A 12,068-nucleotide genomic window follows, 5' to 3' on the forward strand; every position below is an offset into this window, starting at 1 on the left:
GAGGTGCCGTGACCGGCTCCCGTTCCCTGAGCTCCGGGCTCCGTGCTCTGCGCCCTGCCGCGTTCGGCGCGGATCCGAGTGGTGAGCGCATGGAGCGCATCCGCAGATCGCCGAACTTCGCGGACGGTGTCTTCCGCAATCCCGAGGGCGCTCCCCGTCCGGACGGCGCCATGCTCGAGTTCGCGAAGGCCTTCTTCCGTAAGGAGGAGCGCGTCCGCCGGGCCCCGGCCGGAGTCGTGCCGGTGCACGCCACGACTCTCGCCGACCTCGCCCGGCCCCCGGCCGACGGACTGCGGCTGACGTGGATGGGCCACTCCAGCGTGCTCGCCGAGATCGACGGGCACCGGGTGCTCTTCGACCCCGTCTGGGGCGAGAGGTGCTCCCCCTTCGCGTTCGCCGGGCCCAAGCGGCTGCATCCCGCGCCCCTGCCGCTGGCGGCGCTCGGCCCGGTCGACGTGGTGGTCATCTCCCACGACCACTACGACCACCTCGACCTGCCCACGATCAAGGCCCTGGCCGGCACGGACACGGTGTTCGCGGTGCCCCTGGGCGTCGGCGCCCACCTGGAGCACTGGGGCGTCCCGGCGGACCGGCTGCGCGAGCTGGACTGGAACGAGACGACGAAGGTCGGCGGAATCTCCCTGACCGCCACACCGGCCCGCCACTTCTGCGGCCGCGGCCTGCGCAACACGCAGCACACCCTCTGGGCCTCCTGGGTGGTCGCGGGCGACCAGCACCGGATCTACCACAGCGGCGACACCGGATACTTCACCGGCTTCAAGGACATCGGTGCCGAGTACGGTCCCTTCGACGCCACGATGATCCAGATCGGCGCGTACAGCGAATTCTGGCCCGACATCCACATGACGCCCGAGGAGGGCATGCGTGCCCACCTCGACCTGCAGGGCGGACGGCCCACCGGTGTGATGCTGCCGATCCACTGGGCCACGTTCAATCTGGCGACGCACCCCTGGGCCGAGCCGGGCGAGGGTACGGTCGCCGCCGCGCGGGCGGTCGGTGCCCGGGTCGCGCTGCCCCGCCCCGGTGAACCCTTCGAACCCACGGCCGAAAGCGTCCCGTCCGAGCCCTGGTGGCGAGGTGTCGCCCTGCCTCCCCTCGACGGCTGGCCCGCCGTGGAGGGGGCGGTGCACGACACGCCGCGTGACAAGGCGCCGGACAGGGCGGACGACTCCGGAGACCCGGAATCCGTCCCCACCGGGTGACATGGATGTGTGCGAAGGCGATCGGCGAGGGCCGAGGAGCGACTTGCTCCTCGGCCCTCGCCGATTTTTGCTGACCGCTTCTGACCAGGTCTGATCGGATCGAGGGGCCAGGGGGGCGTGCGTACGAGGGGCTTATCGGTCTGTCGTACGAACGCTCATACCAGAGCGGGACGTCGGCCGTCGGACTTTGTCAACTGCCCACCGCACCTGATGCGGTGGCGACTACTGTGAGTGTCCGCTGAGCGACAGAGGGCCGATTTCTTCGGCTCTCTCGACCGGCGCGAGCGACGGCGCATGCCCCAGTCGGCGCATGCCCCGGTCGCAGACCCGGGGGAGCCCCCACAAGCCCCGACACACCAGTACGAGGACGTCGATGTCTCACCTTCGCGCACCGGCCGCCCGCGCAGACCGCCGCGAGGGCGGACGGCACGGACGACCGGTCGCCCGCTCCACCCCGGCGCTGCCCGAGACGCACATACGCTCCCAGCTGCTCCGTCTCGCGATCCTGCCGCCCATCGCGGTGGCCCTCAGCGCGAGCGCCGCAGTGCTCTTCACCGTCCGTACGACCGCCGCACGCCCCGGCCCCACCCTGTGGATCGTGCTCGGCGGAGCCGTCGCGGTCGCTCTCGCGGGCATCGTGATCGCCACCGTTGCCGCCGACCGGGCCTCCCGGTCCGTTCACGACCGCATCGGGGCCCTGCGCCGCGCCAGCGTTCGCGGCCAGGCCGATCTGAGCACCCTCGTCGAGACACTGCGACGCGGTGACGCGCCGCCCGCCCGCCGGCCGCACGGCCGGCCCGCCCAGGACGCCGACGACTTCGATCTGCTGGCCGAGGACATGGCCTCCGCCCACGACAGTGCGGTCACCGCGGTCGTCCAGGCCTCCCAGCTCTCCAGTCACGCGGGCAGCGAGCAGAAGGTGGAGGTCTTCGTCAACCTCGCCCGGCGGCTGCAGTCCCTCGTGCACCGCGAGATCTCGATCCTCGACGAGCTCGAGAACGAGATCGAGGACCCGGACCTGCTCAAGGGCCTCTTCCACGTCGACCACCTCGCCACCCGCATCCGGCGCCATGCCGAGAACCTCGCGGTGCTCGGTGGCGCCGTCTCGCGTCGGCAGTGGAGCAACCCCGTCTCCATGACCGAGGTGCTGCGGTCCGCGACCGCCGAGGTCGAGCAGTACTCACGGGTCAAGCTCGTCCCGCCGATCGACGGCACCGTGCGCGGGCACGCCGTCGCCGACGTGATCCATCTGCTGGCCGAACTCGTGGAGAACGCGACGGTGTTCTCGGCCCCGCACACCCAGGTGCTGCTGCGGGCCAACGTGGTCACGTCCGGACTCGCCGTCGAGGTGGAGGACCGCGGGCTGGGCATGCCGCTGGCCGAGCAGCACAAGATGAACGCGCTGCTCGCCGACCCCGACCAGGTGAACGTCGCGAGCCTTTTGCAGGACGGCCGGATCGGTCTGTTCGTGGTCTCGCAGCTCGCACGGCGGCACGGAATCGCGGTGCGGTTGCAGACCAACATCTACGGTGGCGTGCAGGCCGTGCTCGTGGTGCCGCAGGCGCTGCTCGGAGCTCCGGAGGAGCAGCAGCCGGGGGCGGGGCGGCAATCCGGTGGCGTCGCACCGGCGGGAGCGGCCTCGACGGCCGGAGCGTTGGGCCCCGGTGCTCCTGCCTCCGGTGCTCTTGGCGCCGGCCCCGGCGTCCCGGGCGCCCGGAGCGGCGTGGGGCACGGGGCGGTCACGCAGGGCGCCGGGGGACAGGGCGGTCCGGGACGTGGCGCGGCGGCTCACGGTGCCGTCGCACCTGGGACCCCACCCCATGGCATCCCGGCCCATGGGACGACTCCCGCACACGGCATCGCCGCACATGGCACTCCCGCACATGGGGTCCCCACACATGGGACCCCTGCACATGGGACGCCTGCACACGGGACGCCTGAACCCGAGGCGCTCGCCCATGGAACCGTCGGCCGCGGGACCGCCGCTCATGGGACTCCCGCTCATGGGACGCCCACACATATGACAGCCGCCTCGCATGGCATGTCGGCACAGGGAACGTACGCGCATGACCTGGGCAGCCATGGCGTGGCTGGTCTGGACACCCCAGCGAACGGGACTCCCCTGCACGGGACTCCGGTCCATGGGACTCCGGCCCACGGTGTCCCCGTACACGGCACCCCGGCGCACGGCACTCCGTTGCACGGCACCCCCGCGCACGGCACTCCGCTGCACGGAGCCCCGGTGCGGGGCACGACGGCGCAAGGGACACCTGCCCCCGGCACGCCGAACCGCGTGCCGGGCGTCGTGCCCGGCGACTCGCGCGACGCATCGCTCGACGCATCGCGTGTGCCGGGCCGGGAGACCGCGAGCCACCCGTCGCACGAGGCGAGGACCGCCGTGCCCGCGCAGCCGCGGCGGGACGGTACGCCGGTCGGGATGACGGTCGTCAACGGGGGAGGAGGCCCGGCCCCGCTCCCGGTGCGCGGTGCCGAGTCGAGGCCCAACCCCTCCGAGGCCGTCCCCGGCATCCGGCCGGACGACAGGCGGGCCGTCGCCGAGAACACGGTCGCACCGCCCGTCCCGCGCAACGGCGTGGTGCGCGGCACCATGGGCAGGCCCCAACTGCCCAAGCGGCGCGCCCAGGAACACATCGTGCCCGAACTGCGCGGCGGACCCGCGCCCCGACAGGACTCCGAGTTCGTCGTGGGCCACGACCCAGGGCTGATGGCTGCCTTCCAGCGTGGCATCGGGCTGGCCGAGGCCCAGAACAGGGACGAGTTCCAGTACGGGGAAGAGGCCCCGTACAGGGACGACGGGTCCATGGGGTCGGCCCACATGGAGCTCGCCCCCATGGATTCCCCGCGGACGGAGCCCGCCCGTATGGACGCCACGCCCCTCGGCGAGACGCACCCAGAGCACGAACCACCCGAGGCGCCCGCCCCGCGCGAGAGCGCGCCCGCGCCCGGTCATGACCTCACCGCCCGGCACGACGGGAGCACACCAGCCGGATGAACCACGCCACCCCCACCCACACCTCCGCTCCCGCAGACCTTCGTACTTCAAGGAGTCGATCCCCCATGGCGAGCGATGCGCCGACCGGCCATGCGTCCGATCTCGACTGGCTGATGAGCGGCCTGGTGCAACGCGTACCGCACACCAGAAGCGCGGTGCTGCTCTCCTGCGACGGTCTCGTGAAGTCGGTGCACGGCCTCGACCCCGACAGCGCCGACCACATGGCGGCCCTGGCCTCCGGGCTCTATTCCCTGGGGCGCAGCGCGGGCGTCCGCTTCGGTGACGGCGGCGACGTACGCCAGGTCGTCGTCGAGCTGGACTCCACGCTGCTGTTCGTGTCCACCGCCGGTTCCGGCACCTGCCTGGCCGTGCTCGCCGGACGCGACGCCGACGCGGCCGTCCTCGGCTACGAGATGGCGATGCTGGTCAAGAGCGTCCGCCCCTACCTGATGACCGCGCCGAGGCAGCACACCGGTCAGCCGTCGGCGATGAGGCCTTGAACGTGGCCGCGGCCGGCGACGGCCCCTGGCTCGATGGCGCGGCCGGACGCCTGGTGCGTCCCTACCAGGTCAGCAACGGCCGGACCCGGCCGAGCACCGCGCTCGACCTCCTGTCACAGGTCATGGCCACCGGTGTCACCCCCCTCGGTTACCTCGGCCCCGAGCACAGTCAGGCACTCGAACTGTGCCGGGACCCCGTCTCGGTGGCCGAGGTCGCCGCACATCTGAAGCTGCCGGCAGCGGTGACCAAGGTGCTGCTGTCCGACCTCGTCGACTGCGGGGCCCTGTCCACGAAGCCCCCGACGTTCCACCACAACCCCACTGACCGGTCTCTTCTGGAGGCAGTGCTCGATGGACTACGACGACAGCTCTGACCCTTTCCCCACCGCGTTGAAGATCCTGGTGGCGGGAGGCTTCGGGGTGGGCAAGACCACCTTCGTGGGCGCGGTCAGCGAGATCGCGCCGCTCAGCACGGAGGAACTGCTGACCACGGTCAGCGCCGCGACCGACAATCTCGACGGCATCGAGAACAAGGTCGAGACGACCGTCGCGATGGACTTCGGGCGCATCACCCTCGACCCGGAACACGTGCTGTACCTGTTCGGCACGCCCGGGCAGGAGCGGTTCTGGTTCATGTGGGACGAACTCTCCGAAGGCGCGCTCGGCGCGGTCGTCCTCGCCGACACCCGCCGCCTGGAGGACTGTTTCGCCGCGGTCGACTTCTTCGAACAGCGCGGCCTCGGTTTCATCGTCGCCGTCAACGAGTTCGACGGCGGCTTCCGCTACGACCCGGAAGAGGTGCGGGCCGCCATCGACCTCGACCCGGACGTGCCCGTGGTCCGCTGCGACGCCCGGATCTCCAGCTCGGGTGTGCAGACCCTGCTCACCCTCGTCCGGCACCTGCTCGCCCACGCGCCTTCGCACGCACCCAGCCACGGAGCCCACACATGACGTACGACCCGCCGCGCCCGGCCGGTCGCCTGCTGCTCACCCCCGAGGACAAGGAGGCCCCCGCCAGGACGCGCCGGCTGCGCGTACTGGGCCTGGGTGAACACCCGGAGCCCTCCCTCGACGCCTTCGCACGGCGGCTGGCCGAGCTGGCCGGGGCGCCGTACGCGCTGGTCAACTTCATCGGTGAGGAACGGCAGTTCTTCGCCGGGCTGCACACCCGGCCCGGCAGCGGCGGCGGCGCCGACCCGGCACGGCCACCGGCCGGAGCCGTCGCCCCCACGGAGCCCACGGGGGCCGGGGGAACCACAGGGGCCGTGGGAGTGGCGAGCGGCACGGTGGGCGCGGTGTTCGGAGCGGGCCGCCGCATGGCCCGCGACTACGGGTTCTGCCCCCATGTGGTGGTGCGCCGCAAGGCGTTGGTCCTGGAGGACGTCCGCGACTACCCCCGCTTCGCCGGGAACCCGGTCGTCGACGAGTTCGGCATCCGCTCCTATCTCGGCGCCCCGCTCATCGACCGGACCGGCATCGCCCTCGGCACCGTCTGCGTCACCGACGTGGAGCCCAGGCCGTGGGGGAGGTCCGGCCTGGACACGATCAAGGCGATGGCGGCGGAACTGGTCGAGCAGATCGAGCTGCGGGAGGGCGGGTTCTGAGCAGGGCCCGTCCATGAGTGTGTTGGCGCCACATGATCCGTACGTGACCCGTGGCTCCCAAGACACGGATCACGGGGCATGCGGCATGGGTCATACGGAGACGGTGTCACCCTCGGGGAACGTGATCCGGACCTCCGTTCCGTCGACCTCGCAGGACACGGACTCGCGCAGGGCCTGGGGGTGCACGGAGTCGCGGGTCAGCACGAGCAGCGTGACGTACACACCGGTGCCGCCCGGGTGGCCCGCCGCGCACCGGAGGTACGGCGTGGCCGAGTGGGGGCCGAAGGCGTTGGCCTCGACCTCGCGTGCGATGCCCGTGTCCTCGTCCCAGCCGTGCAGCGCGACGACGGCACTGGTCAGCCCGCCGTCCGTGCGGGCCACCGCCCAGCCATGGCCCCGTTCCGCGGTGGGCCGGGTCTCGGCCGCGACCGCATAACCGCCCTCCCGGACCGTCAGAGCGGACGCCGCGAGCACCCGGTGCACGCGTATCTCCCAGGGGCCGCGCAGCACGCTCGTCGTCTCGACCGGGAACTCCTGCTCACCGCCGGGCAGTCGGGCGTCGTAGCGGGAGGCCGCCGTCCGTCCCGAGCAGTGCAACGGCACGATGGTGCGTCTGCGTGACGCGACGCCGTCCGGGGTCACCAGTGCGAGATGCCCGTCGACGGTCCGTTCCCACGCGTGCGCCCCCGCCTCGGGCGCCGTCGCCGTCGAGTAGGCGAACTTGGCGGAGTGCGGATCGTCCTCGGCGGGCCCGGTCGGCGCGTTGTGGTCGCTGCCGTGGTTGACCAGGCGCACGATGCCGTCGTGCTGCGTACCGTGCAGCAGCCAGCCGGGGGCCGGGAGCGCGGTGTACTGGTCCGACTCCTCGACCGGCAGGGGCAGTTCGCGTGCCGTCCACACCGGATGCTCCGGAGGGAGCAGCAGGCCGAGGAACCCCATGCTCGACCAGTACGGCGACGCCGGTCCCGAGTGCGGCCGGGTCACCGGCAGGAACGTTTCGTACCAGCCGAGCGGCAGCAAGCCCCGCTCGTCGGGCACCCCGCGCTCCACGAAGTGCCGTACCGTCCCGGACGCCAGCCGCCGGGTGAGACCCGGAGCAAGTGGCGTACAGCCCGCGACGGCGCCCATCCACACCGGAGCGGCGGTGGCGAAACGGTACGTCAGGGAGCGGCCGTGGTGCACGGGAGCACCGTCCCCGCCGAAGAACTGCGGGTAGACAGTGAGGAACTCGGCGAGCCGTTCCCGGTGGACCCGGCCGCGGTCGCCCGCCTCGCCACCGGTCATCCGGCTCCACAGCAGCGGGTACAGATGCAGGGCCCAGCCGTTGTGGTAGTCGAACGTCCGGCCCTCACCGTCGCTGTACCAGCCGTCGCCCGCGTACCAGTCCTCCAGACGGTCGAGCCCAGCGTCGATGTCGTCCTGCCGGTACGGCGCGCCGACCGAGGCGAGGAACTGCTCGGCCACCACCTGGTGCAGGCGCCCCTGGTCGTCCCATGTGCGGCGGCCCACGAGACCCCACAGCCAGTCCACGACGCGCTCCCGCGTCCCGGTGTCGAGGCGGTTCCAGATCCAGGGACGGGTCTCGTGCAGGGCGACGGCGATCAGGGCGGCCTCGGCCATCTGCTGGGAGCAGTCGGTGAGTTCGGGCCAGGCCTCGCCGCTGTCGCGGTCGGTGCCCGTTGCGAGACCCCGCGCGTAGCGTTCCATGAGGCGGGGATCGACATCGCCCTGTGCCCCGGCGATCCGGAAGGCGGCCAGCAGGAACGACCGCGCGAACCCTTCCAGGCCGTCCGGCACCACGCCCGACCAGGAGGTCCGGCCGGGCAGCCGGTACTGCGCGAAACCCGGCGTCGCATACGGGACCAGGGCCTCCAGCTGCCGGTCGGCGAGTGCCTCCCAGTGCGCCCGTGCCCAGCCGGTGTGCGGCGACAGGACGTGGTCGGTGGGTGGCAGGGGCACGTGCGGTGCGGGCATGGCGGGCTTCTGACTCCTCGGTCGCCGGGTGCGTTCGCAGCTTTCCGCAGAGAGATACGGCCGGCAGGCGCAGAGAGATCAATCAACTCGTATGCGTACGTGAAGAATCCGGTCCGCGCGCACCGCGTCCCCAGCCCTCTCGCGGGATCCGTCGTCCGGTGTGAAGGAAAGCTGCGGCGGCGCTTAAGAAATCCTCGATGGACCCCGGGCACCGGCGTACGGCAGATTGCTGGGCGAATCCACTCCTCTCCCCGGTGCGGGCGTCCTTCGGCGTGCCCGGATCCGGGACCTCACCCACGGGAGCCCCGTTGAAGGCGCTGGTCAAGGAGAAGGCGGAGCCGGGGCTTCGGCTCATGGACGTCCCGGAGCCGGCCGTCGGCCCCGGCGACGTGCTGATCAAGGTCCTCAGGACCGGGATCTGCGGCACCGACCTGCACATCCGCAACTGGGACGGCTGGGCGCAGCAGACCATCAAGGCCCCCCTCGTGCTCGGGCACGAGTTCGTCGGCGAGGTCGTGGAGACGGGCCGTGGCGTCGCCGACATCGCCGTGGGCGACCGGGTCAGCGGCGAGGGCCACCTCGTCTGCGGGAAGTGCCGCAACTGTCAGGCCGGCCGGCGCCACCTGTGCCGTGCGACGGTCGGGCTCGGCGTCGGCCGTGACGGCGCGTTCGCCGAGTTCGTCGCGCTGCCCGCCTCCAACGTCTGGGTGCACCGCGTCCCCGTCGACCTCGACGTCGCCGCGATCTTCGACCCGTTCGGCAACGCCGTGCACACCGCGCTGTCGTTCCCGCTGGTCGGGGAGGACGTACTGATCACCGGGGCGGGTCCCATCGGCCTGATGGCGGCCGCCGTCGCCCGGCACGCGGGTGCCCGGAACGTCGTCGTCACCGACGTCAGCGAGGACCGCCTGGAGCTGGCGCGCAAGGTCGGCGCCAGTCTCGCGCTGAACGTCGCCGAGTCGAGCATCGCCGACGGTCAGCGGGCGCTCGGGCTGCGCGAGGGCTTCGACATCGGTCTGGAGATGTCCGGCAACCCGGTCGCCGTGCGGGACATGCTGGCCAACATGACGCACGGCGGCAGGATCGCCATGCTCGGACTGCCGTCCGAGGAGTTCGCCGTCGACTGGTCCCGGATCGTCACCTCCATGATCACGATCAAGGGCATCTACGGCCGCGAGATGTTCGAGACCTGGTACGCGATGTCGGTGCTCCTGGAGGGCGGCCTCGACCTCGCGCCCGTCATCACCGGCCGCTACGGCCACCGCGACTTCGAGGCGGCCTTCGCCGACGCGGCGAGCGGCCGCGGTGGCAAGGTCATCCTCGACTGGACTCTCTAAGGAACTGATGATGTTCGACTCCGTACGCGACGACCTCCGCACCACCCTCGACGAGATCCGCGCCGCGGGACTGCACAAGCCCGAGCGCGTCATCGGCACCCCGCAGTCCGCGACCGTGAACGTCACCGCGGGCGGCCGCCCCGGTGAGGTCCTCAACTTCTGCGCCAACAACTACCTCGGCCTCGCCGACCACCCCGAGGTCGTCGCCGCCGCCCACGAGGCGCTCGACCGCTGGGGCTACGGCATGGCGTCCGTGCGCTTCATCTGCGGTACGCAGGAGGTGCACAAGGAGTTGGAGCAGCGCCTCTCCGCGTTCCTCGGCCAGGAGGACACGATCCTCTACTCGTCGTGCTTCGACGCCAACGGCGGAGTCTTCGAGACCCTGCTCGGCGCGGAGGACGCGGTGATCTCCGACGCCCTCAACCACGCGTCGATCATCGACGGCATCCGGCTGTCGAAGGCCCGCCGTTTCCGGTACGCGAACCGTGATCTCGCCGACCTGGAACAGCAGTTGAAGGAGGCGTCGGGCGCCCGCCGCAGGCTGGTCGTCACCGACGGCGTCTTCTCCATGGACGGGTACGTGGCCCCGCTGCGCGAGATCTGCGACCTCGCCGACCGCTACGACGCGATGGTGATGGTCGACGACTCGCACGCCGTCGGCTTCGTCGGCCCGGGCGGCCGGGGCACCCCCGAGCTGCACGGCGTCATGGACCGTGTCGACATCATCACGGGCACCCTCGGCAAGGCCCTCGGCGGTGCCTCGGGCGGTTACGTCGCCGCCCGGGCCGAGATCGTCGCGCTGCTGCGCCAGCGCTCACGTCCGTACCTGTTCTCGAACACCCTGGCCCCGGTGATCGCCGCCGCCTCGCTCAAGGTCCTCGACCTGCTGGAGTCGGCGGACGACCTGCGGGAGCGGCTCGCCGCGAACACCGCGCTGTTCCGCTCCCGGATGGCCGACGAGGGCTTCGACATCCTTCCCGGCGACCACGCCATCGCCCCGGTGATGATCGGGGACGCGACCGTCGCCGGGCGGATGGCGGAGCTCCTCCTGGAACGCGGTGTGTACGTGATCGGCTTCTCGTACCCGGTGGTGCCGCAGGACCGGGCCCGGATCCGTGTGCAGCTGTCCGCCGCGCACTCGACGGACGACGTGAACCGGGCCGTGGACGCCTTCGTGGCTGCCCGGGCGGAGCTGGAGGCGGGAGCCTGAACCGCACGGGGGAGGGCAGGCCGGGCCCGGCGGGAGGGCCCGGGCGGAGCGGGAGGTCAGGGCCGCACGGACCGAACCTCTGAGAGAATCGGTCACATGATCGAAGCGCGGCGGCTCCACATCCTTCGTGCGGTGGCGGACCACCGTACGGTGACGGCCGCTGCCGCCGCGCTCTACCTCACGCCCTCCGCGGTCTCCCAGCAGCTGACGGCCCTGGAGCAGGAGACGGGACACCGCCTGGTCGAGCGCGGCGCCCGGGGCGTACGGCTGACGCCCGCGGGCGAGATCCTGCTCAGCCACACCAACACGGTCCTCGCGCAGCTGGAGCGGGCCGAGGCGGAGCTCGCCGCGTACAGCTCGGGTTCGGCCGGCACGGTCACCGTCGCCTCCTTCGCGACCGGCATCGGCCTCGTCGTCGCACCCGCCGTGGTCCGGCTCGCGCGGACCGCGCCCGGCATCCGCCTCCGGGTCCAGGACGCCGAGGGCGACGCCAGCCTGCCGATGGTGCTCGACCGGCAGGTCGACGTGGCGGTCGCGGTCGAGTACCGGGGAGCACCGGACGCCGACGACCCCCGCCTCGCGCACGTCTCGCTGTACGCCGAGCCGTTCGACGCCGTCGTGCCGGAGATCCATCGCCTCGCCGACCGTACGGAGGTGCCGCTCGCCGAGCTGGCGAAGGATCCGTGGATCGGCCCGTATCCGGGAAACCCCTGCCACGACGTGGTGGTCCTGGCCTGCGAGCACGCCGGTTTCCAGCCCCGGCTCGAACACTCCTCGGACGACTTCCGGGCGGTCGTCGCGCTCGCGTCGGCGGACGCGGGGGTCGCCCTGGTGCCGCGCTCGGCCCTGCGCGGCATGGATCTCACCGGCGTGGTCGTGCGTCCCGTCGACGGCGTCGCCCCCACACGCCGCGTCTTCGCCGCGGTACGCAGGGGGGCCGAGACCCACCCGCTGATCCTGCCGGTCCTGGAGGCGCTGGCGGAGGTGGCACCCGAGGGCTGAGGCCCCGGGAAGGCCCGGGCCGGTCCGTCCGCGCGTGAGTGGGGCCGAGACCGGGCCCGTACCGCCTTCCACGGGCGACCCCGACCCCTGTCCCCGGTAAGTGCCCGACGGCGGCCGGGGCTTCGGGCCGGTGCCCGGCCACTGACGGGCAGCAGACGGAACCCGCTCCCAGCAGGGCGGTTGTCAGCGGCATTGGCTACGGTGC

General features: G+C 72.1%; 10 protein-coding genes. 9 read left to right on the forward strand and 1 reads right to left on the reverse strand.

Annotated features, from left to right (window positions below; translation table 11 throughout):
- Nucleotides 1-8: 8 nt before the first annotated feature.
- From KUF83_RS33155 to KUF83_RS33180, 6 genes are all read left to right on the forward strand, one after another.
- The gene (locus tag KUF83_RS33155) at nt 9-1,223 is read left to right on the forward strand and encodes an MBL fold metallo-hydrolase (RefSeq protein WP_217458716.1); all 1,215 of its coding nucleotides are present in this window, start codon (nt 9-11) and stop codon (nt 1,221-1,223) included.
- A 373-nt stretch (nt 1,224-1,596) separates the two neighbouring features.
- Complete coding sequence (locus tag KUF83_RS33160) at nt 1,597-4,236, forward strand: sensor histidine kinase KdpD (protein ID WP_217458717.1); 2,640 nt, start codon at nt 1,597-1,599, stop codon at nt 4,234-4,236.
- Between the two features lie 65 nt (nt 4,237-4,301).
- Nucleotides 4,302-4,736 carry a roadblock/LC7 domain-containing protein gene (locus tag KUF83_RS33165; RefSeq protein ID WP_217458718.1) on the forward strand — a complete coding sequence of 145 codons (435 nt, stop codon included), beginning with the start codon at nt 4,302-4,304 and terminating at the stop codon, nt 4,734-4,736.
- Between the two features lie 2 nt (nt 4,737-4,738).
- Nucleotides 4,739-5,110 carry a DUF742 domain-containing protein gene (locus KUF83_RS33170; RefSeq protein WP_217458719.1) on the forward strand — a complete coding sequence of 124 codons (372 nt, stop codon included), beginning with the start codon at nt 4,739-4,741 and terminating at the stop codon, nt 5,108-5,110.
- Nucleotides 5,088-5,687 carry an ATP/GTP-binding protein gene (locus tag KUF83_RS33175; protein ID WP_217458720.1) on the forward strand — a complete coding sequence of 200 codons (600 nt, stop codon included), beginning with the start codon at nt 5,088-5,090 and terminating at the stop codon, nt 5,685-5,687. The genes KUF83_RS33170 and KUF83_RS33175 overlap by 23 nt, the downstream gene beginning before the upstream one ends.
- The gene (locus KUF83_RS33180) at nt 5,684-6,340 is read left to right on the forward strand and encodes a GAF domain-containing protein (RefSeq protein ID WP_217458721.1); all 657 of its coding nucleotides are present in this window, start codon (nt 5,684-5,686) and stop codon (nt 6,338-6,340) included. Before KUF83_RS33175 ends, KUF83_RS33180 begins: the two co-directional genes overlap by 4 nt.
- A gap of 90 nt (nt 6,341-6,430) precedes the next feature.
- Here KUF83_RS33180 and KUF83_RS33185 read toward each other — a convergent pair whose 3' ends face one another.
- Nucleotides 6,431-8,314 (reverse strand): DUF2264 domain-containing protein, encoded by a 1,884-nt coding sequence (locus KUF83_RS33185; RefSeq protein ID WP_217458722.1) that lies wholly within the window; start codon nt 8,312-8,314, stop codon nt 6,431-6,433.
- A 308-nt stretch (nt 8,315-8,622) separates the two neighbouring features.
- Between KUF83_RS33185 and tdh the strand changes: the two genes are divergently transcribed.
- The 3 genes from tdh (at nt 8,623) to KUF83_RS33200 (ending at nt 11,863) form a co-directional block, all read left to right on the forward strand.
- A complete protein-coding gene (gene tdh, locus KUF83_RS33190) occupies nt 8,623-9,651 on the forward strand; it encodes an L-threonine 3-dehydrogenase (protein ID WP_217458723.1) in 1,029 nt (342 codons plus the stop codon).
- 10 nt (nt 9,652-9,661) lie between these two features.
- On the forward strand, nt 9,662-10,861 hold the full coding sequence (locus KUF83_RS33195; RefSeq protein WP_217458847.1) for a glycine C-acetyltransferase: 1,200 nt from the start codon (nt 9,662-9,664) through the stop codon (nt 10,859-10,861).
- A 96-nt stretch (nt 10,862-10,957) separates the two neighbouring features.
- The gene (locus KUF83_RS33200; RefSeq protein ID WP_217458724.1) at nt 10,958-11,863 is read left to right on the forward strand and encodes a LysR family transcriptional regulator; all 906 of its coding nucleotides are present in this window, start codon (nt 10,958-10,960) and stop codon (nt 11,861-11,863) included.
- Nucleotides 11,864-12,068 lie beyond the last annotated feature (205 nt).

Origin of the sequence: Streptomyces sp. BV286 (assembly GCF_019090165.1) — a bacterium.
Taxonomy (GTDB): Bacteria; Actinomycetota; Actinomycetes; order Streptomycetales; family Streptomycetaceae; genus Streptomyces.

Bases quoted from the DNA above. Each gene is read 5' to 3' on its own strand.
- KUF83_RS33160 (WP_217458717.1), top strand. From the start codon at position 1,597: ATGTCTCACCTTCGCGCACCGGCCGCCCGCGCAGACCGCCGCGAGGGC.
- KUF83_RS33165 (WP_217458718.1), top strand. From the start codon at position 4,302: ATGGCGAGCGATGCGCCGACCGGCCATGCGTCCGATCTCGACTGGCTG.
- KUF83_RS33175 (WP_217458720.1), top strand. From the start codon at position 5,088: ATGGACTACGACGACAGCTCTGACCCTTTCCCCACCGCGTTGAAGATC.
- KUF83_RS33180 (WP_217458721.1), top strand. From the start codon at position 5,684: ATGACGTACGACCCGCCGCGCCCGGCCGGTCGCCTGCTGCTCACCCCC.
- KUF83_RS33185 (WP_217458722.1), bottom strand. From the start codon at position 8,314: ATGCCCGCACCGCACGTGCCCCTGCCACCCACCGACCACGTCCTGTCG.
- KUF83_RS33195 (WP_217458847.1), top strand. From the start codon at position 9,662: ATGTTCGACTCCGTACGCGACGACCTCCGCACCACCCTCGACGAGATC.
- KUF83_RS33200 (WP_217458724.1), top strand. From the start codon at position 10,958: ATGATCGAAGCGCGGCGGCTCCACATCCTTCGTGCGGTGGCGGACCAC.